This window comes from Paenibacillus sp. FSL R7-0331 (assembly GCF_000758645.1).
GTDB classification, from domain to species: domain Bacteria; phylum Bacillota; class Bacilli; order Paenibacillales; family Paenibacillaceae; genus Paenibacillus_AQ; species Paenibacillus_AQ camerounensis.
Genome location: NZ_CP009284.1, coordinates 4,564,462 through 4,588,742, shown reverse-complemented (window position 1 = coordinate 4,588,742; position 24,281 = coordinate 4,564,462). Strand labels below are relative to the sequence as shown.

The window sequence follows — 24,281 nt, the reverse complement described above, 5'->3', positions numbered from 1 at the left end:
CTTATTCTTACCCGGGAAGTTCCGCAGAAGCTGGAATTCCAGAGAAGAGAGGGGGTGTCTTTTTTTTGCGTGTAAAGGTTCGGATTGTATGCAGACAGTGTGGAGAATCCTACATATTAAGAGGCAGCAGGGAGCAGGGGGTCATTCAGACCGGCTTTAAGCAGTGTCTTTGCAGCAGCAGCACCGGCTTTGATATTGAGGAGCGGGCCTGAACGAAGCTGCATTTGGAAGTAATCTCTTTTTTTTGCAGGCCTGCGAGGTGCATAACTCTTCTCAGTTATTGTCAAACTAACGGCAATAAGCTACTGAAAGGAGTCTTGCAGCCCTATGTACAAAAGATTAAGTGCCATAATGTTCCCGCTCACCACATTGCTGCTGGTCGGAGCGCTCGTCTGGGGATATCAGGAGAACCAGGAGAAAAATTCGATTCTCATTAAAGCGGAGAACCAGTATCAGCGTGCTTTTCATGATCTGTCCTATCACGTGGAGCGGCTCCATGGTGAGCTCGGTAATACGCTGGCTGTGAATTCCGCCTCTAACGGGATGCACCGCAAAGGTCTGGTTAACGTGTGGCGGCTGACCAGTGAAGCACAGAACGAGATTAACCAGCTTCCGCTTACACTGCTGCCGTTTAGTGAGACGGAAGAGTTTCTGTCCAAAATATCCAATTTCTCTTATAAGGCCGCTGTCCGTGATTTCACCAAGAAGCCGCTGACCGAAGGTGAGATGGCTAATCTGATGGCGCTCTACAAAAACTCAGGTGAAATCTCCAAGGACCTCCAGGAGGTTCAGGAAAAGGTTATCGGCAAAAAGCTGCGGTGGATGGATGTGGAGTCTGCGCTTGCGACCGAGGAGAAGGCAGAGGACAACACGATTATCGACGGGTTCAAAACTGTGGATAAACGGGTTGCTGCTTACCCGGAGCTGGACTGGGGGCCGTCTGTGGCGAGTATATACGATAAACGGTCTGTGAAGAAGCTCGGCGGCAAGCCGGTCACGGCTGAGGACATCAGAACCAAGGCTGTGAAGCTTGCCGGTGCGGGCGGAAATGCGAAGGTGGATATCAGCGAGAACGGGAAGGATACCGAGTGGGCTTCATACACCGCTACGGTGACCAGTCCGGACCATAAGAAGCCGGTTACCATGAACTTCACCAAAGAAGGCGGGCTTCTAATCGGCTATAATGACAACCGGGAGGTTGGGGAAGCCAAAGTCTCACTGGAGCAGGCTGCAGTGAAGGCCGGTGAGTTCCTCGCAAAAAAAGGGTATCCGGGGATGACGGCAGTCAGCGCGGACCGGTATGATAATCTGGGGAATATGACCTTTGTAAGCAGCCAGGACGGTGTACTGATCTATCCGGAAAAAATAACAGTGCGCGTCGGGCTGGATACGGGACAGCCTACGGGCTTCCAGGCCAGCGATTATGCCAAGGAGCATCAGGAAAAACGGCAGATTCCAAAGCCCGGTCTATCGCTTGAGAGTGTGAGAAAGAATCTGAACCCGGAATTCAGGGAGCTGTACCACCGGCTGGCCTGGATCGAAAATGAGGATGCTGTAGAACTGCTGACCTATGAATTCGGAGGCAAAATCAACGGCTCACAGTACCGGATATACCTGAACGCGGCTGACGGCAATGAGGAAGCGGTCGAAGAAGTGCGTACCTCCTCAGGGGCTCAGGATAAGCAATAAAGCATGCAGATTGAAGGAGGAGCGGTTCCGCCGGGAACGCTCCTTTTTCTTTTGTTTGTAATCAGGCCGGCCGCCCGGCAATTTTTACTAACCCGCTATCAAAAGCCCGTGCTATAATCAGTAATATGCTTAATTACTAACTTGTGGCGGTGACCGGATTGTATCCCAAAATTAATGAACATCTTTACATACAGGTTGCCTCCAGTGACGGGGCAGAAGGAGAGAATGAATACAGATCCAGAATTGCGGATATCGAGGATGAAGCCATTCTGATTGAAATTCCAATGCAGATCGGCAAAGCCCGCCTAAAAAAGCTGTTTATGGGCGATGAACTCTCTGTTTATTTTCTGACTGAGGGCGGCATCAAAAATTATTTCAACACTCATGTTATCGGATTCAAAGAAGATGTGATCCGGATGATCCGGATCCGTAAGCCGGAGGCAGAGCATATCTTCAAGATTCAGCGCCGCAGCTTTCTGCGGGTAAACGCGGAGCTGGAGCTGGCCGTAAAGGATACGCTGGGCAGCCGGATACTGGTCCGCACCGACGATATCGGGGGTGGCGGAACCTCTTTTCTCAGTGACGGAAAGGTGAAATTTGCGCTGGCTGACAAGCTGAACTGCTGGATACTCCTGCCATACCGTAACGGCAGTATTGAGCATGCGAATTTTGAAGGAGAGATTGTGCGGATGAAGGAGCTGGATAACGGGCGCAATCTTGTCATGCTGAAATTTTCGGCGATTACTGATGCGGAGCGGCAAAAAATTATCCGTTATTGCTTCGAACGGCAGTTCGATTTCCGCAACCGCTGACGTTTTTTTTGTATATTTTTGCACGTTTTGCCCTTTAAGCGGTTTTGCACTGTGTTCCAAACTGTGGTATAATTTTATAAGTCGCAGGCAATGCCTGCTTTTTTCTTGATAATATTAGCAGATTCCTTGGGAATCTGCAGCCAGCCGGAACCTCGGCTGAAAGAGTGTTTGAGGAGGAATGCCCCGTTGGACAGGCAGGGTACACATACTTACGACAGAATTAACGTCGCCATCGACGGACCTGCCGGGGCAGGCAAGAGCACTGTTGCCCGATTGGTAGCACGTAAGCTTTCTTACATTTATGTTGATACCGGTGCCATGTACCGTGCAATTACCTGGTATATGCTCCGTGAAGGCATACCGCCGGAGGATGAGAGTCAAGTGGACCGGATTGTCCGGGACATGGTAATTGAGCTCATTCCCGAGGAAGATGTACAGAAGGTGCTGCTAGGCGGGGAAGACGTAACACCGCATATCCGCAGTCTTCAGGTCAGCGGCCAAGTGTCGCAGTACTCGAAGCTTGAGGGAGTGCGTTCCAGACTCAGTCATCTGCAGCGTCAGATGGCACTCCGCAAGGGGGTAGTCATGGACGGCCGCGACATCGGTACGACCGTGCTGCCTGATGCCGAAGTGAAGATTTTCATGACGGCAAGCGTGGAGGAGCGGGCTCTCCGGCGTTATAAAGAGCTGAAGGATACGGAAACAGTGACTCTCGAACAGCTTGAACACGATATTGCAGCACGTGACCGTCTTGATGAAGGGCGGGAAATATCACCGCTGCGCCGTGCAGAGGATGCCATTCTTCTGGACACGACCTTTATGGATATCAATCAAGCCGTGGAAGCCATTGTCTCCCACTGCAGATCTCATGTTGACGGGGAGAGAAATCATTCATGATTTATGTAATTTGCCGTGGATTGCTTCGCTTGATTTATGCCATCCTGTTCCCGCTTAGAATTGTGGGAAAAGAAAATGTGCCAAAGGAGGGCGGGGTACTGCTCTGCGCTAACCACATCAGCCTACTCGATCCGATGACGATCGGGATTAAGCTGGAACGTCAGGTCAAGTATATGGCCAAGGCTGAGCTGTTTGCAGTTCCTGTGCTGGGCTGGCTTATCAGGAAGCTGGGCGCTTTTCCTGTCAAACGTGGCGGCGTAAGCAAAGAATCCATAAAAACGGCCCTTAATACGCTTCGCGGCGGAAATGTTATGGGTATCTTCCCGGAAGGAACGCGCAACTCTGATACCGGAGTGGCGAAGAAGGGTGCGGCCAGCTTTGCGCTCCGCAGCGGGGCAGCAGTTGTCCCAGCCGCTATTATCGGCTCTTACAAACCTTTCCGCCGGATGACGGTTATTTACGGAAAGCCCATTGACCTGAGCGCCTTTGACGGAGCGGGAAGTGATTCGCTTGAAGAAGTTACCGATGTTATCATGGGACGGATTCATGAGATGATCAAGACCGGTAAGCCCAGCGCCAATTAAATCCGGTTACTTAAGGTTTTTACAGTTGCTTAGGGATAACGGGATAACCGCTATTTTTTGGCACATACTATCTTAATACTGTAAATGTTATACATGTATTGATTGTTTTGAACCCTGCTCTTACGCGGGTTTAAATAAATGGGGTTTTGAATCGAGGAGGGTAATCACATGTCTGAAGAAATTAAAAATCAGGAAGCTGCGGCTAATGTTGAGAACAACGAAGCTGCAGAAGTGACAGAAGCTGTGGAAACCGCTGCACCTGTTGCCAGCAACGAAGAAGAAGTGACTAGCCAAGAAGGTTTGGAAATCATTTCTGTGAAAAAAGGCGATACCGTGAAAGGAACAATCGTCAAAATCGAAGATAACCAAGCTTATGTAAGCATTGGATATAAATACGACGGTGTGATTCCGATTCGCGAACTTTCTTCCGTACAGCTGGACAACGCTGCTGCAGCGGTTGAAGTTGGACAAGAAGTGGAATGCAAAGTAGTAAGCGTCAACGACAACAAGGAAAGCCTTGTGCTCTCCAAGCGTGCAATTGACAGCGAAAAATCATGGGAAGATCTTGAGAAGTACTTTGCTTCCCAGGAAGTGATCGAAGTTACTGTGGCTGACGTTGTCAAAGGCGGCCTCGTAGCTGATGTCGGCGCGCGCGGATTTATTCCGGCTTCCATGGTTGAACGTCACTTCGTAGAAGATTTCAGCGACTACAAAGGCCGTACACTTCGCGTAAAAGTGAAAGAACTGGACCGCGAGAACAGCAAGGTTATTCTTTCTGCCAAGGAAGTGCTGGAAGAAGAATTCGAAGCTAACAAGCAAAAAATCATGTCCGAGCTGACTGAAGGACAGGTTATCGAAGGAACAGTACAACGTCTGACCCAGTTCGGCGCATTTGTTGATGTGGGCGGCGTTGACGGTCTGGTTCACGTATCCGAGATCGCTTGGAACCACGTTGAGAAGCCGTCTGACGTTGTGTCCGAAGGCGACAAGGTTACTGTTAAAGTACTTAAAGTAGATCCTGAAAAGGGTAAAATCAGCCTGAGCATCAAGGCTGCCGCTCCAGGTCCTTGGGATTCCGCTGCAGGCAAGATCAACATTGGCGATGTAGTAACAGGCGAAGTAAAACGCCTTGTAAACTTCGGAGCATTTGTTGAACTGCTTCCAGGTGTTGAAGGCCTTGTGCACATCTCGCAGATTTCCCACAAGCACATCGGAACTCCGCATGAAGTACTTAAAGAAGGACAAGAAGTTCAGGTTAAGGTTCTGGACTTCAATCCATCCGAGAAGCGCGTAAGCCTCAGCATTAAGGAAACCGAAGAAGCTCCGGCTCCTACGGCTAGACCTGAACGCAGAGAAAAACAGGACAGAGCTCCAAAAGAAGTTCTGAACAATCCTAACGTATCGCTTAGCAACGAAGGCCTCAGCTTTACTCTGGCTGAGCGTTTCGGCGACAAGCTGGATAAATTCAAGGGTAACAACTAATCCCTTACATTAAGCTTTGCATCGTAGCATAAGAATGCTGCATAGGGTGACTTATGCGCTCTTATATGCGGTGTCATACCGGGTAAAGTAATCGGCGAGCCCTCACTTGGGGGTTCGCCGATTGTGTTTTAACGGTGTTAGCCAATTGAATTGTTTTTTGCTATGATGAGAGACGTAAGTAAGACAGGAGGAATGGAATATGGCAAGACCCGTTGTGGCCATTGTAGGGAGGCCTAACGTCGGTAAGTCGACGATATTTAACAGGCTGATTGGTGATAAACTGGCCATTGTAGAAGATAAACCGGGTATTACCCGTGACCGGATTTACGGAATTTCTGATTGGAACGGCAAATCCTTCAGTGTTATTGATACCGGGGGGATTGAGGTAGACGGCGAGGATTTCATCCTGAAGTCCATCCGCGTCCAGGCCGAGCTGGCTATTGAGGAAGCGGATGTAATCATCTTTATGTGTGAGGCCAAGAGCGGACTGACAAATGCGGATGAAGAGGTAGCGCAGATTCTGTTTCGGTCAGGTAAGCCGATTGTTCTGGCCATTAATAAAGTGGACAATATGAAGCGTGCGGATGATATCTATGAATTCTACGGGCTGGGCATCGGCGATCCGATTGGTATTTCCGGCAGCCATGGTACAGGTGTCGGCGATCTGCTGGATGCTGTTGTTGAGAAGCTTCCGGACAAGACTGATGAGGAATACGATGATGATGTAATTCGTGTTGCCCTGATCGGACGGCCTAACGTAGGCAAGTCCTCACTGGTTAACGCTATTCTCGGAGAAGAGCGCGTTATTGTCAGTGATGTGGCGGGCACTACACGCGATGCAATCGATACTCCTTTTGAACGGGACGGGCAGAAATATGTCCTGATTGATACAGCGGGTATGCGTAAGCGCGGAAAGGTCTATGAAAGCACGGAGAAATACAGCGTTATGCGTGCTATGCGTGCTATAGAACGGGCAGATGTGGTACTGGTTGTCATCAACGGCGAGGAAGGCATCATCGATCAGGATAAGCATATTGCCGGTTATGCCCATGATGCTGGTAAAGCTTCTATTTTTGTTGTGAACAAATGGGATGTCGTTGAGAAGGATGACAAGACCATGCAGCATTTTGAAAATACGATCCGTGATCATTTCCTGTTCATGTCGTATGCTCCGGTTGTGTTCCTGTCTGCATTAACGAAGCAGCGCCTGCAGAAACTGCTGCCGGTCGTGCAGCATGTTGCACAGCAGCATGCCCTGCGGATTACAACCCACCTGGTCAACGATGTGGTATCTGATGCCGTTGCAATCAACCCGCCGCCAACAGACAAAGGACGCCGCCTGCGCATTAACTACGTAACCCAGGTTGCCGTGAAGCCGCCGACGATTGTGGTATTCGTAAATGATCCGTCGCTGATGCATTTCTCCTATGAACGTTATCTGGAGAATAAAATCCGCGCTGCATTCAATTTCGAAGGCACACCAATCCGCCTGTTTACACGGCGTAAATCTGATAACGAAAGTTAGGGGAGAAGAGTAGTGGCGTTTGAACTTCTGGTTATCGTTGTAAGCTATTTGCTTGGCTCTGTCAGCTTCAGCGTATTGCTTGCCCGGCTGCTTAAGGGAATTGATATCCGCCAGTACGGAAGCGGCAATGCCGGTGCAACTAATACGCTGAGGGTGCTGGGGAAAGGACCGGCTATTCTGGTGCTGGTTCTGGACGTGCTGAAGGGAGTTGCCGCAGTCTGGCTTGGAACATGGGCCGGCGGCTGGGGAGGCTGGGTTGCGGTCGGCTGCGGAATCGCAGCTATTATTGGACATAACTGGCCGCTGTATTTCCACTTCCGCGGGGGCAAGGGTGTTGCTACGGCGATCGGCGTCATGGCGACACTGTTCTTCTGGCCCGCACTGGCTGCGGGTATCCTGGCCATTCTGTCTATTGTAATTACCCGCTATGTATCCCTCGGTTCCCTGATTTTTGTAGCGCTCACTCCGGTCTTCCTTTTGTTTGCCGATTACACAACACCGGAGCTGTGGGGCAGTCTGATTATCGCAGTCTTTGCTTTTTGGCGCCACCGCAGCAATATCATAAAGCTCTCACAGGGAAAAGAAAATAAAATCGGCTCCAAAGCCAAGGAGGGGAATCGTGTTGTCTGATAAAGTAACTGTGCTAGTTGCAGGCAGCTGGGGAACTGCACTGGCATCTGTTCTGGCGGCTAACCACAAGGAAGTTTATCTTTGGACACGCAGGCCCGAACAAGCTGCCGAAATCAATGAGCACCACACGAACGAACACTTTTTGCCGGGGATTCGCCTGCCGGAGAACATCATTGCCACCACAGATATGGAGCTGGCTGCTGCCGGCACCAAAGCGGTGGTTATTGTCTCGCCTTCCTCCGGTATGCGTCAGGTGGCACGCAGCCTGAAGCCGTTCTGGAAGGCAGATATGCTCTGTATTCATGCCACTAAAGGTTTTGAGACAGAAACCATGAAACGGATGTCCACGGTTATTTCCGAGGAGCTGGGCTGCAAGGAAGGTGAGGTCGTTGTCCTTTCCGGACCGAGCCATGCCGAGGAGGTTGTGCGCCTCTGCCCGACTACGGTAGTTGTCGCATCAGCAGATGAGGAACGCGCTGTCGCTGCACAGGGTCTGTTCATCAATAATGATTTCCGTGTATATACTAACCGGGATCAGCTTGGCGTAGAGCTGGCGGGAGCGCTGAAGAATATCATCGCCCTTGGAGCCGGCTTATCCGATGGTCTCGGCTTCGGGGATAACGCCAAGGCAGCACTGCTAACCCGCGGGCTTGCCGAGATTTCCCGTGTCGGTGTTGAGCTTGGTGCGAACCCGCTGACCTTCTCCGGGCTTGCCGGACTCGGCGACCTTGTGGTGACGGCAACCAGCCAGCACAGCCGGAATTGGCGTGCTGGGTCGATGCTGGGGCAGGGCAAGCCGCTTGCCGAGGTACTTGAGTCCATGGGAATGGTTGTGGAGGGAATCCGGACGACGGAAGCCGCCTACGCTATTTCTGTTAATTTGGGTGTACAGATGCCGATAACCGATCAGATTTATCATGTGCTGTTTAAGGGCAGAACACCGCGCAGCGCGGTGGAAGCCCTAATGGGCCGTGACCGCAAAACGGAGATGGAGGCTATTTCGCAGGAAACCTGGGAACAGTGGCATTCCTGAGATTGTTCACCTTTTGCCGGATATTCTCATATGTTGTAGTGGGGATTGACGGAGGAGGGAAGAAGAGTGAACAGAGATTTTTCCAAGGATGCCCTGAACGCCATCAACAAAAAAACGGGCAAGAATATAACACCGGGTGCTGTTAAAAAGCTCGCAAGCACGGTGAAGCCGGGAACCACGCAAAATGAAGCCCAGCTTCGCCAATTGATCAAGCAGGTGTCAGCAATGGCAAAAGTGCCGGTCACTGAGGCTACAGTGCAGGAAATTGTCAATGCGGTCAAAAAAGGCGGCACTGGTTCCGGTACGATGGAGTCATTGATGAAAATGCTGATGAAAAAATAGCACCTTCTTTTTCTGCCTTTCAAAAGAGCAAAATCCGGAGTCTGACTGATTCCGGTTTTTGGCTCTTTTTTTGCTGCAGATAGAACTTTGCAGGTTTCGCCGCCGGATGTTCATGCTATAATATTTGCAATTCAATATAAGCGGCAGGAGGTAGGGCGGCTATGGATCCGATGACGAAGATGTGGTTGTCGCTGACTGCGATACTGATTATGGGCGTATCCGTATTTCTGATCACATTTGCGCGCAGCAGGACGAAGGGCCTGCTCAGAGCTATTTTGTCCATCATCGCGTTTATCGTTATGCTGGTAGGCCTGCTCAGCGGAGCGGCTTCAATTATGTAAGCATTTACAACCGGGCTCAGTCAGATGTGTTTTCTGGAACAATCGGTTACCGATTACTCAGGAATGGGGCGTGCACAGATGACGGGAACAGGGATGCGGCAAATACACGAGACAGCACTCATGAGGATTGCGGAAGCACTGGATTTAAGCCGGATGGAGCAGCCTCCGGTCTGGCTGCTGGGAGGGAGCTGTGCGCTGCTGCTGCATAACGTGGCGCTTGGCAAGCCGCCTGCTGACATAGACCTGTACGCTGATCTGGAGGATGCAGTGCTCCTGCACCAGGCGTTAAGCTGTTATTCGGCAGATGAAGGGCCTGAGGAGGACTACAGCGGCAACTGCTACTCAAGGCGCAGCCGTTATTTGGTCTGCGGGGTGAAGGTCGAGCTGGTCTGCGGCTTTCGGATCGGTGTGCCGCCTTTTGGTTATACGGTGGATGTACACACGCTGCTCCGCTATGCCCCTGTCAGCCGGATTAACACTCTCCGCCCGATCCGGCTGATGCCGCTTGCACATGAGCTTTTGTATAACATGCTGCGCGGTAGAATGGAACGCTGCCGCGCTATTGCCGGAAGGATGCACAGCAGCCGGCAGCTGCACACTCTGCTGCTGAACAAGCTGGCCGATCAGAACGGGCTTGCCTCCTCCTGCCTGGCAGAGCTGCATGGATTGCTGAGGCAGCCGCCGGAAACAGAATTCAGGAAGGAAACTGCACGATGAAACCGCAAAATGGAATTACCGTTACGTTTCGGCCGGGTGACCGCAGGGCTGTTGTTAAGCAAGGTACATCACTTCTGGAGGCTGCGCGTAAGGCTGGTGTAGTGCTGCCGACGCGCTGCGGCGGCAAATCAGCCTGTCTAATGTGCAAGGTGACTGTAGGAGCGGATTATGCCGGAGCTGTACGCCCGCCGGAGGAGGCAGAGAGGCGCAAGCTCGGCAGTCTGCTGGAGCAGGGCATACGTCTTGGCTGCCAGACTGCGGTATGGGATGATCTGAGTGTCACTGTGCCGGAAGATCCGCTTAAGGCTGCCGTGAGGCGCAGATTGGAAGCTGCACGGCGCGGCGAAATGGACGAGCTGTGGTAGAGGGCTGGCAGATTTAACCCGAAACGGCCTGATTATAGAATGTACCGCCTGTTGAAAGCACAGGGAGGTGATGGCTGTGTATAATTACGGACGTAAGGCCAGTATGCTGTCTTCCGGCCTGCGGCAGATGGCGGCTATATTGCTGTTATGTGCCCTGGCCGGCTGTATGTATCCGGAGAAGCAGCAGCAGCCTGAGAACGCAAGCAGGGAGAGCGTCAGGCGGGTGCAGGCTGCTGTTGATGATTATCAGCAGCAGGAAGGACTGCTGCCCATTCTTAACAGCACCGCGGATACTCCGCGTTATGAAAAATTTGTGGTCGATTTGTCAAAGCTAAAGCGGCAGGGGTATCTGGATGAAATTCCGTCTGCTGCATTCGAACAGGGCGGGAATTTCTATTTTCTCCTTCTGGATGAAGAAACATCGCCTGCAGTGAAGCTGATGGATCTGGTCACTGTGCAGAAGGTCAACGATGTCCAGCGGCAGGTGAACCGCTATAAGTCTGCTCACAGCGGCCGCCTTCCGGCAGGCGAAGAGCTGTATCCCGGGCTTTTTGCCGTCGATTCCAAAGCCGCCGGGACGACTTCAGTTACACTAAGCAGCGTCTATTCCGGTGATTTGCTGGAATTCATCATGGACGGGCAAGGCAATGTATTTGCCGATTATGCAGCTGATATTATGACTGCTGTCCGGCAGAGCGGTTCCAGTCCCGACGCAGAAGAGGATCTGAGGACTCTGCTTGAAGCAGCTTCCTATTATGTGCCTGTAAAGTCGCTGGCCTACCGTTGGATCGGCGGCCAGCCGGTTCCCCAGCCCTTTGAACATCTATAAACGTGATATCCGGCCCCCTTCATCAGGGGGCTTTTTTATCTTCCAAATGGAGTTGGATATATATAAGCAGCACGGTGAGTTCTATCTCTTATTTCCCGTTCATATGCTGGATGAGAAGGTTTCCGGGCATCCTGGCGCCCTTTGCGTACATGAATGCTGCTACTGCTGAAATTTCTGCATAAAATGCGCAGCTGCGGGTCATAAATCCGTTCCGGATACATATGATGATACTAGTCCAAATGCATGTCCGAGCATTCGGAGTTTAGCGCGGGGCAAGAATGTTCCGCTTAGGCAGGCTAGGCTCCCTGGCGGGCAATGCCAAAGTCCGGTGGATGTCCTGCAAGGGTCCGTTTACCGGCGGAACGCGAAGTCGATGCTCTTCAGGCATTTTTTCTTCGGAGTAATATGAGGAGGGGATCTCTTTTGGAAAAAGTGGATATTTTCAAGGACATTGCCGAGCGTACCGGCGGAGACATTTATCTTGGCGTCGTCGGCGCGGTTCGCACGGGAAAATCGACATTCATTAAACGCTTCATGGAGACAATTGTTCTGCCGAACATTACGAGCGAAGCAGACCGGGTAAGAGCTGTGGATGAACTGCCTCAGAGCGCAGCCGGCAAAACAATCATGACAACCGAGCCGAAATTTGTGCCGAACAACGCGGTGCAGATCAAGGTTGCGGAAGGCCTGGAAGTAAATGTGCGGCTGGTCGACTGTGTAGGCTACGCCGTAGAAGGCGCTAAAGGGTATGAGGATGAAAACGGCCCGCGGATGATTTCTACCCCTTGGTTTGAGGAGCCGATTCCTTTCCAGGAAGCGGCGGAAATCGGCACCCGCAAGGTCATTCAGGAGCATTCCACACTGGGTGTAGTCGTCACAACAGACGGAACTATTGCTGAAATTCCGCGGCACTCGTACATTGACTCGGAAGAGCGGGTAATCGCTGAGCTGAAGGAGGTCGGCAAGCCCTTTGTGCTTGTGATCAACTCTACCCGGCCGCGCAGTGAGGAGACCCAGCAGCTCCGCGGTGAGCTGGCTGCCAAATATGATATTCCGGTCATGACGCTTAGCGCCGCTAATATGTCCGAGGATGATGTGACTGGTGTGCTGCGGGAGGTGCTGTATGAATTCCCTGTTCACGAAGTCAATGTCAATCTCCCGAGCTGGGTCATGGTGCTTGGCGAGAATCACTGGCTGCGCAGCGCATATGAAAATTCTGTCCGTGATACGGTAAAAGATATCCGCCGTCTGCGGGATGTGGACCGTCTGGTCGAACAGTTTACTGAATATGACTTCATCGACCGCGCAGGCCTCAGCGGCATGAACATGGGCCAGGGTGTGGCGGAGATTGACCTGTATGCACCAGAGGAGCTGTATGATCAGGTGCTGATGGAAGTGGTAGGCGTGGAAATTCGCGGCAAAGATCATTTGCTGCAGCTGATGCAGGATTTCTCACATGCCAAGCGTGAATATGACCGCTTCTCGGAAGCGCTGGAAATGGTTAAAACGACCGGCTACGGCATAGCCGCCCCGTCACTGGCTGAAATGGCCCTGGATGAGCCGGAGCTGATCCGTCAGGGCTCCCGCTTCGGAGTCCGGCTGAAGGCGACAGCACCGTCCATTCATATGATCCGTGTAGATGTGGAATCGGAGTTCTCGCCGATTATCGGTACGGAGAAGCAGAGTGAAGAGCTGGTGCGCTACCTGATGCAGGATTTCGAGAATGACCCGATTAAAATCTGGGAGTCCGATATTTTCGGCCGCTCGCTGCACTCCATCGTACGCGAAGGCATCCAGGGCAAGATTGCCATGATGCCGGACAATGCCCGCTATAAGCTGCAGGAGACGCTTGGCCGGATCATCAATGAGGGCTCGGGCGGACTTATCGCCATCATTTTATAGAACACATATTTATAAACAGCCTGTTCAAACAGGAGGGCGGAGCGATCCGCTCTCTTTTTTGTACTCTGGTAGAAGAATCTAACATTATTAGTCTATCATTTCAGGGTGGCGGACCTATTGAAATGCTACTTTCTGCTCCTTTTTTAAGTAACGCCTTGAAATTATGGGTGGGCTGTATTACTATAAGTTTGTTGCGCTTCTAGGAAAGAGGCGCCAGTATCTAGTAATTAACGGGATTATCACGTATATTTTGCGTTGAAACGGAAAGAGTGTATGATACCGGAAATTTACCCAGGGAGGTGAGAAGACATGAATAAATCAGATTTGATCAACGTGGTTACAGAAGCAACTGAACTTCCCAAGAAGGATGCTACTAAAGCGGTAGACGCCGTTTTCGAAGCAATCACTAATGCCCTGCAGAGCGGTGACAAAGTTCAGCTGGTTGGCTTCGGAAACTTTGAAGTGCGCGAACGTTCCGCACGTAAAGGCCGCAACCCGCAGACTGGTGAAGAAATCGAAATTCCTTCCAGCAAAGTACCTGCTTTCAAACCAGGTAAAGCGCTCAAAGACGGAATCAAATAGAGATTTCTACATATCGATCCTATAGTTTTTCCGAGTCATTACGATGCCGCCCTTCAAGGCGGCATTTGTTTTTCCGAAGAGGATTCACCGGAGTCATCATACTTTTAGGAGGATCAGACATGACTGAGAAGAATAGCAGCGGGAACCCCGCACCTTCGGGCAGTGAATACATTGTGGTAAAAGCCAAAGAAAACGGTGTTCAGGTAATCGGCCTTACCCGCGGGCTGGACACACGGTTTCACCATACGGAGAAGCTGGATAAGGGCGAGGTCCTCATTGCCCAATTTACCGACCATACCTCAGCGATGAAAATCCGTGGCAAAGCAGAAATCTGGAGCAAGCACGGACAACTTGAAAGCGAAAGCTGAAAAGCAGGCATAGCCTGCTTTTTTTCAAAATATAACTAGATATAGGCTAATGGGCAAGCTCGTATAATGTCACGGCTTGGCGGACACTATGGATAAGGGGGCAGGCTATGAACCGGGGCTGGCTGATCGGAACAGTATTGCTGGTGACCGTTGCGATTCCTGTTGTGCTGCCGCAGCTGGCCGCCCTGGAGCCTGCGCTGCCGCAGTACGCCGCGCAAGCGCTTGGCGGAGGCGGAGCTTCGCTTGCAGAGGAGAATATCGTAGATTTGGTAAGCAGCCTGCCCTTCAGCCTGGTTATCGGGAGCGTAGGCTGGAAAAACGGTGTACTGTCTCTGGATCTGAAGGTAACCGGTAATGACCATAAGCCGGAAGAGCTATACCGGAACATGGCGCTGGCTATTTCCTTTGCCTTCGAGGATACGGACAATGTCAATCAGCTGCTGCTGCGGATTGTCGCTGAGGACAAGTGGCTGGACAGCCGCCGTCTGCTGCTGGCCGGCGACATCCGCCGCGGGGAATGGTCGCTTCAGCTGCAGCAGCTGCTGCTGAAGACAGGTAACAAGCCGATGCCTGATGTTCTGAAGAAAGGGTTCCGTATAAGTGAAAGCGAGCTCTGGCGCAAGCAGTTCATTTATCCCTGATGTGGGTAAAAGAAACTAGGACGTCCAAGTGCGCCGCAAAAAAACATGTGATATAATAGACAAGATTGTGAACAAAGATATTGTAATAACGTCAATGGCTCCGGAGGCTGAAATGAAACCGTACCGCATACCGCAATTAGCTAAACCCTACACAGACTACGACATGATTCAGCGGCATACGGAATTGCCGCCGTTTTCAGACGGGCGCAGTCATTTGTTATATATTTTTCTGAGTTACGAGAATGCGGGCGAAGACCGTAACAAGGAGCTTTATACACTGGTTACCGGACTTGTACAGCTTGCTCTCGATACGCATGAGAGCATAGAGCACGTAAGTGATGATCCGGGAGGGGACCAGATGCGTTCCCGGCAGCTCAAAGTGCTGGCCGGCGATTACTTCAGCAGCTGGTTCTATCATCTGCTGGCCAAGAGCGGCCAGATTGAGATGGTGGGCAGCTTAAGCTCTGCCATCGCCGATTTCAATGTGCTCAAGGCCCGCCTGTACAGCAAGATGAAGGAGCAGCTGCTCTCCTCGGAACAATACCTGCGGCATACGGTACAGCTCAATATGCGGCTGTTCCTTTCTTTTACACCGCTTATTGAGGGCAGTCTCACCGGCTTATGGGAAAAGCTGCTGGCCGAATTCAGCCTATGTGAAACCGTATGCGCCGAACTGCGGCGGGGCAATGATCCGGCATCGGCATATGAGGGGTATTGCTACTGGAGAATAATGGAGAACGCTTTAGAGGAAGAGTCGGTATTGCTGCGGGATCAGGAGCTGGACCTGAAGGACTGGAAAAAGCTCAAAATGAAATATAAATGTGATACCCTGCTGACCGACAAGCTGCATCAGTCGGTTCAGTCCATTCAAGGACTCCTACAGGGTATTAAAGACGAGCATCTGATCAGTGAGCTCAGCACCCTTCTTGACCGCTTTCTCCTGCAGATGAAAATATCCGGACAAGCAGCCGTGGAGGGGTAAAGGATGACTACAGAGAAAACTTCCGCACTGGGAGATACGAACGTTAAGCCGAAAGAGCAATTTGTGCACTCTGTTTTCGAGAGCATTGCAGGCAAATATGATCTGATGAACGATATTTTGAGCTTCCGCCGTCACAAGGCCTGGCGCAAGTTCACAATGCGCAAGATGGCGATGAAGCGCGGGGATTCTGCAGTGGATCTGTGCTGCGGAACCTGTGACTGGAGCATTGCCCTGGCCGAAGCAAGCCGGACCGGCTCTGTCGTCGGGCTTGACTTCAGTGCGGGGATGCTTGAAGTCGGGCGCGGCAAGGTGGAGGCTCAAGGGCTTCAGGACCGGATTTCACTTATACAGGGCAATGCAATGGACCTGCCCTTCGGCGACAACTCCTTTGACTACGCAACAATAGGCTTCGGGCTTCGCAATGTGCCTGATCTCGTTCAAGTGCTGAATGAAATGAAGCGTGTGGTGAAACCCGGAGGAATGGTTGTCTGTCTGGAGCTGTCCAAGCCGATGAAGCAGCCCTTTAAGGGCATTTATTATTTTTATTTCCAACGGGTGCTTCCGCTTCTCGGCAAATTATTTGCCAAGCGGTATGAGCAGTATAAATGGCTACCCGAATCACTGGCCCTCTTCCCGGACAGAGAGCAGCTTGCGGTGATTTTCCGTGAGACCGGACTGACGAAAGTGGAATCCTTCCCCTTGACCGGAGGCATCGCAGCACTACATATTGGGTTCAAGGAGAACTGTAATGTTTAAAAAAGTTGGCGTTTTTCTACAAATGATCAAGTTTGAACACACTGTTTTTGCTTTACCGTTCGCTTTTATGGGCGCATTGCTCGGATCGGTTGTCATGTTCGGCGAGCTGCCGTCCTGGCCGAAGATCGGCTGGATTGTTGTCGCCATGTTCGGCGCCCGGAGCGCGGCCATGGGTCTGAACCGGCTGATTGACCGGATCAGTGATGCGAAGAATCCCCGGACATCTGGGAGAGCCATTCCTGCCGGCCTGCTGAAGGTCGGAGAAGTATCGGTCTTTATTGCTATTTCCTTCTTCTTATTATTCTGGGCTGCCTTCAAGCTGAATCCCCTGTCGGCCAAACTACTGCCGGTTGCTGTTTTTCTGCTTGTGTTCTATTCCTTCACCAAGCGATTCACCTGGACCTGCCATCTGATCCTCGGGCTGACCATCGCGCTTGCCCCGCTGGGCGGCTGGGTAGCGGTTACGGGAAACGTGGACTGGACCGCGATGATCTTTTATTTCACAATCGTATTCTGGACCGCAGGATTTGATATTATCTATTCCTGCCAGGATGTCGAGTTTGACAAGCAGGAGGGGCTTTATTCGATCCCGGTGCGCTTTGGAGTTGCCCGTGCGCTGGATATTGCCAAAGGACTTCATATTTTAACAGGCATCGGGTTCGTTTCACTGCTCTTTATGACGGATCTCAGCTGGTGGTATGTGGCGGGAATGGTTATTGCCTATATTATTCTGTTTTATGAGCATCATATCGTTTCTCCGAGTGATTTGAGCCGTCTTCAGACTGCCTTCTTCACAATGAACGGTGTGCTCAGCATCGTTGTGTTTTCTTTTACCCTGATTGACCTGGTGGTGCAGTTCAGATGAGCGGACTGAAACCGAAACATTTCGTTGTTGGCATTACCGGGGCAAGCGGCGGGATATACGGTGTCCGTCTGACAGAAACCCTATTGTCTATGGGATACACCGTTCATCTTGTAGTCAGCAATGCGGGCTGGCGGGTCTTTAAGGAAGAATTGGGATTTACGGCCTCTGACCGGGAGGGCTTTCTGAACGGACAGTTCAGCGGCTATCCCGGTTCTCTGCATTATCACCCGGTTGCTGATATCGGGGCCTCCATAGCCAGCGGCTCCTTCCGGACGGAAGGAATGATTATTATGCCTTGCTCCATGGGCACACTGTCTGCGGTAGCGCATGGAAGCTCGGACAATCTGATGACACGGGCTGCTGATGTGATGCTGAAGGAAGGGCGGCCGCTTGTGCTGGTGCCCCGCGAGACCCCGCTGCATGCGATCCATCTGGAGAACATGCTGAAGCTGTCACGCCTTGGAGTGAAGCTGATTCCGGCGATGCCGGCCTTTTATTTCGGTCCGCGCAGCATGGATGATCTGGTGGACTTCATGGTCGGCAAGGTGCTTGACAGCCTTGGCATTGAACACAGTCTATTCCGCAGATGGGGGGAAGAGGAATGAGGGACTGCCGGTGTACCGTAATCGGAAAAATCAGTTATACCAACTCATGGCCGGTATTTCACAATTTTAACCCCTCTGCCCTGAAGCATCCGGCAGAGATGGTGAGTGAAGTGCCTGCCATTCTTAATCAGGGGATGTCCAGCGGGACGATTCATGTCGGTGCTCTGTCCTCCTTTGCTTATGCGGAGGCGAGCGGCCGTCTGCTGCTGCTGCCTGACCTGTCTGTAAGTGCAGACGGTCCGGTGAAGTCGATCCTGCTCTTCTCCAGAGTGCCGGCTGAGCAGATAGGTAACGGACGGATTGCAGTAACCAACACTTCGGCGACTTCGGTTAATCTGCTCAAAATTCTGATGGAGAAAGCAATCGGCGGCAGTCCTGAGTATGTCACGGCTGATCCGGATCTGGACAGTATGATGGACCAGGCGGATGCCTGTCTGCTGATCGGCGACCATGCCATCAAGGCCGCCTGGCAGGATCAGGGCTATCTGGTCACTGATCTGGGGCAGGTATGGAAGGACTGGACCGGACACAGCATGACCTTTGCCGTCTGGGCGGTCAACCGTGAGGCTGCAAGGGACATGCCGGAGGCGGTGGCAGAGATTGCAGCGGCTCTTGTGGAGAGCAAGCAGCTGGGAGTTAACAATCTTGGGCCGATCATCCGTGAAGCCTGCTCGCGGGTCGGCGGCACAGCGGAATACTGGGACGGCTACTTCAGTAATCTATGTTATGACTTTGGAGAAAGGCAGCAGGAAGGTCTGAATCTCTATTTCCGCTATGCCTATGAGATGGGCCTGCTGCCGCAGGCAGTCACAATGGAGCTATGGGACCGCAATCTGCTGACACGGGTGAACGAATGAAGCGAATGCAAATTTTTGGAATGCTGAGTAAGGACATGGATCAGATTGAAAAGGATCTGTACCGCAGTGTGCAGGGCGACGATGAGCTCCTTACGGAAACATCACTTCATCTGCTGAAGGCCGGCGGAAAGCGGCTGCGTCCGGTGTTTGTGCTAATGGGCGGCAAATTCGGACAATATGATCTGGAGAAGCTGAAGCGGGTTGCTATTCCGCTTGAGCTTATACATAGCGCTTCGCTGGTGCACGATGACGTGATTGACGATGCTGAGCTGCGGCGCGGAGAACTCACAGTGAAGGCCAAGTGGGGCAACAAAATCGCTATGTATACCGGTGATTATATTTATGCGAAGGCACTTGTTATGGCTTCAGAGCTCAAGAATCCGCGTATTCATCATATCCTGTCCAAAGCAATGGTAGAGATGTCGGTCGGGGAGATGGAGCAGATCCGCGATTTCTTCAACAGCGGGCAGAGCGTACGCCATTACCTGCGCCGCATCCGCCGCAAAACAGCGCTGCTGATAGCGATCAGCTGTGAGCTTGGGGCACTGGCAGCCGACAGCGAGCCTGAAACAGCCCGCCTGCTGTACAATTACGGATACAACGTCGGGATGGCCTTTCAGATCCGTGATGACCTGCTGGATCTGTCAGGCACTGAGAAGCAGATCGGCAAGCCCCCGGGCAGTGATATGAGGCAGGGGAATATCACACTGCCGGTTATTTACAGCCTGGAGGACAGCCGCTTGCGCTCACCGCTGCTGGAGGAGCTTGCGCTGATCCGCAGCGGACAGGCCGGAGTCGGACGTGCCGTCGATTTGATTCTTTCCGGCGACGGCATATCCAGGGCAGAGGAGCTGGCCTCCCGCTACATCGACAAGGCGCTGGCCGCGCTGGAGCAGCTTCCAAGCAATAAAACCAGACGTAATTTGCGCGATATTGCCTATTTTGTGACCGGACGGGCTTACTAGACTCCAGCTTGCGGGAATAATAAGCGTTCACAGATGGCAAGCTTTCTGATAATATCAGAAAATAATATGCGAAAATGGAGAGTGGCTCTATGGAAAAGACGTACCTGATGATCAAACCGGATGGTGTACAGCGCGGATTAATCGGACGTATTGTCGCCCGTCTGGAGGACAAGGGCTTCAAGCTGGTTGCTGCTAAGCTGATTACAGTTACAGAAGAGCAAGCCAAGAAGCATTATGCAGAGCACGAAGGCAAGGACTTTTTTGCGGAGCTGGTAGGCTTCATCACTTCGGGTCCGGTATTTGCAATGGTCTGGGAAGGTGATGATGTAATCGCCCTGTCCCGCCTGCTGATCGGCAAAACCAAAGTGGGGGAAGCGCTGCCGGGGACAATCCGCGGTGACTTTGCCAGCCATACTCCGCTTAACCTGATTCACGGTTCGGATTCTCCGGAAAGTGCAGAGCGGGAAATCGCCAACTTCTTTGCTCCCGATGAACTGAATGACTACAATAAAGACATCGCGGTCTGGATGTAGATCCGGGCAGGAGGCAGGGGATTATTAATGGCTGAGCGTGAAGAAATAACAGCACCGGACCCGGATTACAGCGGGTTCATTCAAAACATTAAGCAGAGCACGGGAATCGACCTTGCCCAATATAAGGAAGCACAGATGAAGCGCCGTCTGACAACACTGCGGATGAAGAACGGGTATCATTCGTTTACGGACTTTTTTGCTGCAATGATGAAGGACAAGGCCTTATTCTATGAATTTTTGGACCGGATGACGATTAACGTGTCCGAGTTCTGGCGCAATCCGAACCGCTGGGAAGTGCTGCGGGACGTTATTTTACCTGAACTGCAGCAATCCGGCCGCCGGATGAAGCTGTGGAGTGCAGCCTGTTCTACAGGAGAAGAGCCGTATACGCTCGCCATGATTCTTTCGGACAAGAATCTGCTGGCCCAGACCGGCATTCTGGCTACAGATATTGATGACGGGGCGCTGGCCAAAGCGAAGCAGGGGCTCTATCTGGAGCGTTCGCTTAAGGATGTGCCGAAGGATGTGGCAAACCGCTATTTTTCACCGGAAGGTCCGGTATTCAAGGTGAGTGAAACACTCAAAAAAAATATTGAATTCCGCAAGCAGAACCTGCTGCTGGACAAATTCGATGACGGCTTTGATCTGATTATCTGCCGAAATGTGATGATCTATTTCACAGAAGATGCGAAGAACAAGCTGTATCACAAATTTTCGGCAAGCCTGCGTCCCGGAGGATATTTGTTCGTAGGCAGTACGGAGCAGATATTTACACCGGCACAATTCGGCTTTGAATCAACGGAGACCTTCTTTTACCGTAAAAAATAGTTGTATGCACGGTCTGAGCATTCTTCCCGGAGCAAGGTATACATTACCCGCTTTTCAGTGATAATGGAAAGTAGATACCGTATGCTATGCGAAAGGTCGTTAATCCAGATGGACAAAAGCAAGGTCATTGCCGCGTACAGACGCGGGTTTCTGACCGTCCGCGAGTGCGGGCAAATTCTTGGCCTCGAGGAGCTTCAGCTGCAGAGCCTGCTTAGGCAGGAGGAAGGCAAGCAGAACGTTTCACAGGCGCAGCAGAGGATCGGTAGCTAGATTAGCAAGCTCTGAACTGTAACGCGCAGGCAGCGCCGCCTAAGCTCGAAAGAGTAGGGCGGCGCTGTTCTTGTATGAGAAGCCACCTTTTGTTTGGCCTTATCCTTTCTTGTCAAAGCGTGTAGGCTATACTATAATGAGTCAAGAGTTTTTATAATTTAGCGGTTTACAGTTTAAAAGTGTGAAAGGGGAACGCAGCATGAGTTTACGCTACTTAACAGCGGGGGAAACGCACGGCCCCCAGCTTACAGCCATTATCGAGGGATTGCCCAGCAATCTGACACTTAATTTTGAAGAGCTTAATTTTCAGCTGCACCGCAGACAGAAGGGCTACGGCCGCGGACGCCGCATGCAGATCGAGAAGGATACGGCACAGATCGCCGGCGGAGTACGCCACGGGTATACAACAGGTGCTCCGGTAGCCCTTATAGTCGAGAACAAAGACTGGACACACTGGAAGAATATTATGAATATCGAGCCGATTCCGGGCAGTGATGAAGAGAAGCGGCGCGTAAACCGCCCGCGTCCCGGGCATGCGGACCTTAACGGCGGACTCAAGTACAACCATACAGATCTGCGTAACGTGCTGGAGCGCTCCAGCGCCCGCGAGACAGCTGCAAGAGTAGCAGTTGGGGCTGTTGCCCGCCAGCTGCTGGCTGAGTTCGGTGTGAAGATTGCCGGACAGGTCATCCGGATCGGCGAGATCGAAGCGCCTGCGAACAATCTCCCTATCGATGAACTGATTGCGAAGACGGAAGAATCATCTGTCAGAGTCGTTGATAAAGAGACGGAGCTTAAGATGGAGGCATACATAGACAAGATCAAGGAGGAAGGCGACTCCATCGGCGGAATTGTGGAATGCGTCGTGGAAGGCCTGCCTATCGGTCTCGGCAGCTATGTACAGTATGACCGCAAGCTGGATGCGGCAATCGCCGGAGCGGTTATGTCGATTAACGCGTTCAAGGGCGTGGAAATCGGTATCGGGTTTAAAGCGGGTGTTCTTCGCGGCTCGCAGGTGCATGATGAGATCATGTACGATCCGTCACGAGGATACTACCGGGCCAGCAACCGTCTGGGCGGATTTGAAGGCGGGATGACCAATGGAATGCCGGTTGTTGTCCGCGGCGTTATGAAGCCGATCCCGACATTATACAAGCCGCTGCAAAGCGTTGACATTGACACCAAGGAGCCGTTCACGGCGCAGGTGGAGCGTTCGGATGCCTGTGCGGTTCCTGCAGCCTGCGTGGTACTAGAGAACGTTGTAGCCTGGGAGCTTGCCAAAGCATTCCTTGATAAGTTCGGCGGGGATTCTATTGAAGAAATCAGAGCCAACTACAACAGCTATCTGGCGCAGCTGGAGAGCTACTGATTATGCGCAGCATTACTGTGGATTTGGGGGAACGCTCTTATCCGATTCTGATCGGCAGCGGATTGCTGGGGTCTATTGGCGCGCGTTGCCTGGAAGCAGGGTATCCGGTACGCAGCCCGCTGCTGGTGGTCAGTGACAGTGAGGTAGCCCCGCGATATCTGGATGTGGTCGAAGCCTCCCTGCGCGGACAGGGCTATACTGTTGTTAGTCATGTAATACCGTCCGGTGAAGCATCTAAATCGCTGGCAGTATATGAAGAAGTAATTACTACAGCCATTCAGGCCGGACTGGACCGCAGCTCTGCTGTTCTGGCGCTTGGCGGAGGTGTTGTCGGAGATCTGGCCGGATATGTTGCCGCTACTTATATGCGGGGGATCGGCTTTGTTCAGATTCCAACGACCATACTTGCGCATGACAGCAGCGTCGGCGGTAAGGTGGCTGTCAACCATCCGCTGGCTAAGAATATGATCGGTGCTTTTTATCAGCCGTCCATGGTTCTGTATGATTTGGATACGCTGCGTACGCTGCCGCCCCGTGAGGTGGCCTCAGGACTAGCTGAAGTGGTGAAGCATGGCCTTATCCTTGATAAAGAGTTTGCTTACTGGTGCCGTGAGCATGCTTCAGAGCTGCTGGCCCTGGATGCTGGGGCGCTGGGCTATGCGCTGGAACGCGGATGCGCGATTAAGGCCCGGGTGGTCGGTACGGATGAGCGTGAGAACGGCCTGCGGGCGATTCTCAACCTGGGTCATACGATCGGCCACGCCATTGAAGCAGTCGGCGGATACGGTGTATTCCTGCATGGGGAAGCAATTGCCGTCGGTATGGCCGGTTCGGCGCTGCTGGCGGCCAAGCTGGGCAGGGACCGTGGAATCTACGAGGATACCGTATCCATGCTGTCCGCGCTTTCTCTGCCCGTAGGACTTCCGGCGGAGTACAGCGGGGATGAGCTGATGGACGCGATGATGCATGACAAGAAGTTCAAGGAAGGCAAAATGACCTTTATCGTGCCCGATTCAATCGGGGCAGTGAGCATCGTTAATGATGTGCAGCAGAGTGACGTGCGTGAGGTTATCGCACAGCTTAAGAAGGAGGGGAGCCCATGGTAAACCGGGGGATTCGCGGTGCAACTACCGTAGTCAATAATGAGGAAACTGAAATTTTGCGTGAGACCGTAGTGCTGCTCAGGGAAATTGTTGAGCGTAATGATGTAATTGCCGAGGATATCTGCAGTGTCTGGATTACTGTTACCGGTGATCTGGATGCGACGTTTCCGGCGCGGGCAATCCGTGAGATCGAAGGCTGGGAGCTGGTGCCGCTCATGTGCTCTGTTGAGATTCCCGTAAAGGGCGGGCTGCCGAAGTGTATCCGCCTGATGGTACAGGTTAACACAGACAAGTCCCAGCGGGATATCCGTCACATCTATCTGAATGAAGCGAAGAAGCTTCGTCCTGATCTCTCACAAAGCAAGTAATTATTTTACCGCAGCGGGTTGTCAATGAACACCGTCATCAT

At 52.1% G+C, this 24,281-nt stretch carries 30 protein-coding genes; all 30 read left to right on the top strand.

All coding sequences use genetic code 11. The annotated features are described in order from the left end of the window. Positions 1 to 65 precede the first annotated feature (65 nt). The 30 genes from R70331_RS31905 (at position 66) to aroH (ending at position 24,240) form a co-directional block, all read left to right on the top strand. The gene (locus tag R70331_RS31905) at positions 66 to 212 is read left to right on the top strand and encodes a hypothetical protein (RefSeq protein WP_167336697.1); all 147 of its coding nucleotides are present in this window, start codon (positions 66 to 68) and stop codon (positions 210 to 212) included. A gap of 115 nt (positions 213 to 327) precedes the next feature. Beyond that, a complete protein-coding gene (gene ypeB, locus R70331_RS19765) occupies positions 328 to 1,689 on the top strand; it encodes a germination protein YpeB (RefSeq protein WP_042178257.1) in 1,362 nt (453 codons plus the stop codon). Positions 1,690 to 1,847: 158 nt separating this feature from the next. After that, entirely contained in the window at positions 1,848 to 2,501 is a 654-nt protein-coding gene (locus R70331_RS19760) for a flagellar brake protein (protein WP_197071351.1), read from the top strand. Positions 2,502 to 2,687: 186 nt separating this feature from the next. Then, entirely contained in the window at positions 2,688 to 3,398 is a 711-nt protein-coding gene (gene cmk, locus R70331_RS19755) for a (d)CMP kinase (protein WP_042178252.1), read from the top strand. Beyond that, positions 3,395 to 3,982: a lysophospholipid acyltransferase family protein gene (locus tag R70331_RS19750; protein WP_042178249.1), complete on the top strand. Its 588-nt coding sequence runs from the start codon at positions 3,395 to 3,397 to the stop codon at positions 3,980 to 3,982. Before cmk ends, R70331_RS19750 begins: the two co-directional genes overlap by 4 nt. A 168-nt stretch (positions 3,983 to 4,150) precedes the next feature. After that, a complete protein-coding gene (rpsA, locus tag R70331_RS19745; protein WP_231576320.1) occupies positions 4,151 to 5,464 on the top strand; it encodes a 30S ribosomal protein S1 in 1,314 nt (437 codons plus the stop codon). A gap of 199 nt (positions 5,465 to 5,663) precedes the next feature. Beyond that, positions 5,664 to 6,989: a ribosome biogenesis GTPase Der gene (der, locus tag R70331_RS19740; protein WP_042178247.1), complete on the top strand. Its 1,326-nt coding sequence runs from the start codon at positions 5,664 to 5,666 to the stop codon at positions 6,987 to 6,989. A gap of 12 nt (positions 6,990 to 7,001) precedes the next feature. Continuing rightward, the gene (gene plsY, locus R70331_RS19735; RefSeq protein WP_042178244.1) at positions 7,002 to 7,619 is read left to right on the top strand and encodes a glycerol-3-phosphate 1-O-acyltransferase PlsY; all 618 of its coding nucleotides are present in this window, start codon (positions 7,002 to 7,004) and stop codon (positions 7,617 to 7,619) included. Then, a complete protein-coding gene (locus tag R70331_RS19730; RefSeq protein ID WP_042178241.1) occupies positions 7,612 to 8,652 on the top strand; it encodes an NAD(P)H-dependent glycerol-3-phosphate dehydrogenase in 1,041 nt (346 codons plus the stop codon). The genes plsY and R70331_RS19730 overlap by 8 nt, the downstream gene beginning before the upstream one ends. Positions 8,653 to 8,718: 66 nt before the next feature. Next, a complete protein-coding gene (locus R70331_RS19725; protein ID WP_042178239.1) occupies positions 8,719 to 8,994 on the top strand; it encodes a stage VI sporulation protein F in 276 nt (91 codons plus the stop codon). Positions 8,995 to 9,155: 161 nt separating this feature from the next. Next, positions 9,156 to 9,335 carry a DUF2768 family protein gene (locus R70331_RS19720; RefSeq protein ID WP_042178236.1) on the top strand — a complete coding sequence of 60 codons (180 nt, stop codon included), beginning with the start codon at positions 9,156 to 9,158 and terminating at the stop codon, positions 9,333 to 9,335. Positions 9,336 to 9,455: 120 nt separating this feature from the next. Continuing rightward, positions 9,456 to 10,052, top strand: a complete 597-nt coding sequence (locus R70331_RS19715; protein WP_042182926.1) for a hypothetical protein — start codon at positions 9,456 to 9,458, stop codon at positions 10,050 to 10,052. Further along, entirely contained in the window at positions 10,049 to 10,417 is a 369-nt protein-coding gene (locus R70331_RS19710; protein WP_042178234.1) for a 2Fe-2S iron-sulfur cluster-binding protein, read from the top strand. The genes R70331_RS19715 and R70331_RS19710 overlap by 4 nt, the downstream gene beginning before the upstream one ends. Positions 10,418 to 10,493: 76 nt before the next feature. Next, positions 10,494 to 11,246 carry a YphF family lipoprotein gene (locus R70331_RS19705; RefSeq protein WP_442950553.1) on the top strand — a complete coding sequence of 251 codons (753 nt, stop codon included), beginning with the start codon at positions 10,494 to 10,496 and terminating at the stop codon, positions 11,244 to 11,246. A 423-nt stretch (positions 11,247 to 11,669) separates the two neighbouring features. Further along, positions 11,670 to 13,148: a stage IV sporulation protein A gene (gene spoIVA, locus R70331_RS19700; RefSeq protein ID WP_042178231.1), complete on the top strand. Its 1,479-nt coding sequence runs from the start codon at positions 11,670 to 11,672 to the stop codon at positions 13,146 to 13,148. Positions 13,149 to 13,457: 309 nt separating this feature from the next. After that, positions 13,458 to 13,730: an HU family DNA-binding protein gene (locus R70331_RS19695; protein WP_042178229.1), complete on the top strand. Its 273-nt coding sequence runs from the start codon at positions 13,458 to 13,460 to the stop codon at positions 13,728 to 13,730. A 119-nt stretch (positions 13,731 to 13,849) separates the two neighbouring features. Then, complete coding sequence (mtrB, locus tag R70331_RS19690) at positions 13,850 to 14,098, top strand: trp RNA-binding attenuation protein MtrB (RefSeq protein WP_042178227.1); 249 nt, start codon at positions 13,850 to 13,852, stop codon at positions 14,096 to 14,098. A gap of 107 nt (positions 14,099 to 14,205) precedes the next feature. Then, positions 14,206 to 14,739, top strand: a complete 534-nt coding sequence (locus R70331_RS19685; protein ID WP_042178225.1) for a hypothetical protein — start codon at positions 14,206 to 14,208, stop codon at positions 14,737 to 14,739. A 112-nt stretch (positions 14,740 to 14,851) separates the two neighbouring features. Next, a complete protein-coding gene (locus R70331_RS19680; RefSeq protein WP_042178222.1) occupies positions 14,852 to 15,721 on the top strand; it encodes a heptaprenyl diphosphate synthase component 1 in 870 nt (289 codons plus the stop codon). A gap of 3 nt (positions 15,722 to 15,724) precedes the next feature. Further along, positions 15,725 to 16,477 carry a demethylmenaquinone methyltransferase gene (locus R70331_RS19675; RefSeq protein WP_042178219.1) on the top strand — a complete coding sequence of 251 codons (753 nt, stop codon included), beginning with the start codon at positions 15,725 to 15,727 and terminating at the stop codon, positions 16,475 to 16,477. Beyond that, positions 16,470 to 17,342: a UbiA-like polyprenyltransferase gene (locus R70331_RS19670; RefSeq protein ID WP_042178216.1), complete on the top strand. Its 873-nt coding sequence runs from the start codon at positions 16,470 to 16,472 to the stop codon at positions 17,340 to 17,342. The genes R70331_RS19675 and R70331_RS19670 overlap by 8 nt, the downstream gene beginning before the upstream one ends. After that, the gene (locus tag R70331_RS19665) at positions 17,339 to 17,947 is read left to right on the top strand and encodes a UbiX family flavin prenyltransferase (RefSeq protein WP_042178214.1); all 609 of its coding nucleotides are present in this window, start codon (positions 17,339 to 17,341) and stop codon (positions 17,945 to 17,947) included. Before R70331_RS19670 ends, R70331_RS19665 begins: the two co-directional genes overlap by 4 nt. Continuing rightward, on the top strand, positions 17,944 to 18,804 hold the full coding sequence (locus tag R70331_RS19660) for a menaquinone biosynthesis protein (RefSeq protein ID WP_042178211.1): 861 nt from the start codon (positions 17,944 to 17,946) through the stop codon (positions 18,802 to 18,804). Before R70331_RS19665 ends, R70331_RS19660 begins: the two co-directional genes overlap by 4 nt. Continuing rightward, positions 18,801 to 19,769: a polyprenyl synthetase family protein gene (locus tag R70331_RS19655; RefSeq protein WP_042178208.1), complete on the top strand. Its 969-nt coding sequence runs from the start codon at positions 18,801 to 18,803 to the stop codon at positions 19,767 to 19,769. The genes R70331_RS19660 and R70331_RS19655 overlap by 4 nt, the downstream gene beginning before the upstream one ends. Positions 19,770 to 19,858: 89 nt before the next feature. Further along, a complete protein-coding gene (gene ndk, locus R70331_RS19650) occupies positions 19,859 to 20,302 on the top strand; it encodes a nucleoside-diphosphate kinase (protein ID WP_042178207.1) in 444 nt (147 codons plus the stop codon). 27 nt (positions 20,303 to 20,329) lie between these two features. Beyond that, the gene (locus R70331_RS19645; RefSeq protein ID WP_042178205.1) at positions 20,330 to 21,130 is read left to right on the top strand and encodes a CheR family methyltransferase; all 801 of its coding nucleotides are present in this window, start codon (positions 20,330 to 20,332) and stop codon (positions 21,128 to 21,130) included. A gap of 108 nt (positions 21,131 to 21,238) precedes the next feature. Beyond that, a complete protein-coding gene (locus R70331_RS31900; RefSeq protein ID WP_167336696.1) occupies positions 21,239 to 21,400 on the top strand; it encodes a hypothetical protein in 162 nt (53 codons plus the stop codon). A gap of 199 nt (positions 21,401 to 21,599) precedes the next feature. Next, positions 21,600 to 22,769 carry a chorismate synthase gene (aroC, locus tag R70331_RS19635; protein WP_042178202.1) on the top strand — a complete coding sequence of 390 codons (1,170 nt, stop codon included), beginning with the start codon at positions 21,600 to 21,602 and terminating at the stop codon, positions 22,767 to 22,769. 2 nt (positions 22,770 to 22,771) lie between these two features. Further along, positions 22,772 to 23,875: a 3-dehydroquinate synthase gene (gene aroB / locus R70331_RS19630; RefSeq protein ID WP_042178200.1), complete on the top strand. Its 1,104-nt coding sequence runs from the start codon at positions 22,772 to 22,774 to the stop codon at positions 23,873 to 23,875. After that, positions 23,869 to 24,240, top strand: a complete 372-nt coding sequence (aroH, locus tag R70331_RS19625; protein WP_042178198.1) for a chorismate mutase — start codon at positions 23,869 to 23,871, stop codon at positions 24,238 to 24,240. The genes aroB and aroH overlap by 7 nt, the downstream gene beginning before the upstream one ends. The last annotated feature ends 41 nt before the right edge of the window (positions 24,241 to 24,281 follow it).

Excerpts from the sequence above, each read along its gene's own strand:
- ypeB (WP_042178257.1), top strand. The coding sequence starts at position 328 with ATGTACAAAAGATTAAGTGCCATAATGTTCCCGCTCACCACATTGCTG.
- R70331_RS19750 (WP_042178249.1), top strand. The coding sequence starts at position 3,395 with ATGATTTATGTAATTTGCCGTGGATTGCTTCGCTTGATTTATGCCATC.
- rpsA (WP_231576320.1), top strand. The coding sequence starts at position 4,151 with ATGTCTGAAGAAATTAAAAATCAGGAAGCTGCGGCTAATGTTGAGAAC.
- der (WP_042178247.1), top strand. The coding sequence starts at position 5,664 with ATGGCAAGACCCGTTGTGGCCATTGTAGGGAGGCCTAACGTCGGTAAG.
- R70331_RS19720 (WP_042178236.1), top strand. The coding sequence starts at position 9,156 with ATGGATCCGATGACGAAGATGTGGTTGTCGCTGACTGCGATACTGATT.
- R70331_RS19715 (WP_042182926.1), top strand. The coding sequence starts at position 9,456 with ATGAGGATTGCGGAAGCACTGGATTTAAGCCGGATGGAGCAGCCTCCG.
- R70331_RS19710 (WP_042178234.1), top strand. The coding sequence starts at position 10,049 with ATGAAACCGCAAAATGGAATTACCGTTACGTTTCGGCCGGGTGACCGC.
- R70331_RS19695 (WP_042178229.1), top strand. The coding sequence starts at position 13,458 with ATGAATAAATCAGATTTGATCAACGTGGTTACAGAAGCAACTGAACTT.
- mtrB (WP_042178227.1), top strand. The coding sequence starts at position 13,850 with ATGACTGAGAAGAATAGCAGCGGGAACCCCGCACCTTCGGGCAGTGAA.
- R70331_RS19685 (WP_042178225.1), top strand. The coding sequence starts at position 14,206 with ATGAACCGGGGCTGGCTGATCGGAACAGTATTGCTGGTGACCGTTGCG.
- R70331_RS19680 (WP_042178222.1), top strand. The coding sequence starts at position 14,852 with ATGAAACCGTACCGCATACCGCAATTAGCTAAACCCTACACAGACTAC.
- R70331_RS19675 (WP_042178219.1), top strand. The coding sequence starts at position 15,725 with ATGACTACAGAGAAAACTTCCGCACTGGGAGATACGAACGTTAAGCCG.
- R70331_RS19670 (WP_042178216.1), top strand. The coding sequence starts at position 16,470 with ATGTTTAAAAAAGTTGGCGTTTTTCTACAAATGATCAAGTTTGAACAC.
- R70331_RS19665 (WP_042178214.1), top strand. The coding sequence starts at position 17,339 with ATGAGCGGACTGAAACCGAAACATTTCGTTGTTGGCATTACCGGGGCA.
- R70331_RS19660 (WP_042178211.1), top strand. The coding sequence starts at position 17,944 with ATGAGGGACTGCCGGTGTACCGTAATCGGAAAAATCAGTTATACCAAC.
- R70331_RS19655 (WP_042178208.1), top strand. The coding sequence starts at position 18,801 with ATGAAGCGAATGCAAATTTTTGGAATGCTGAGTAAGGACATGGATCAG.
- ndk (WP_042178207.1), top strand. The coding sequence starts at position 19,859 with ATGGAAAAGACGTACCTGATGATCAAACCGGATGGTGTACAGCGCGGA.
- R70331_RS19645 (WP_042178205.1), top strand. The coding sequence starts at position 20,330 with ATGGCTGAGCGTGAAGAAATAACAGCACCGGACCCGGATTACAGCGGG.
- R70331_RS31900 (WP_167336696.1), top strand. The coding sequence starts at position 21,239 with ATGGACAAAAGCAAGGTCATTGCCGCGTACAGACGCGGGTTTCTGACC.
- aroC (WP_042178202.1), top strand. The coding sequence starts at position 21,600 with ATGAGTTTACGCTACTTAACAGCGGGGGAAACGCACGGCCCCCAGCTT.
- aroB (WP_042178200.1), top strand. The coding sequence starts at position 22,772 with ATGCGCAGCATTACTGTGGATTTGGGGGAACGCTCTTATCCGATTCTG.
- aroH (WP_042178198.1), top strand. The coding sequence starts at position 23,869 with ATGGTAAACCGGGGGATTCGCGGTGCAACTACCGTAGTCAATAATGAG.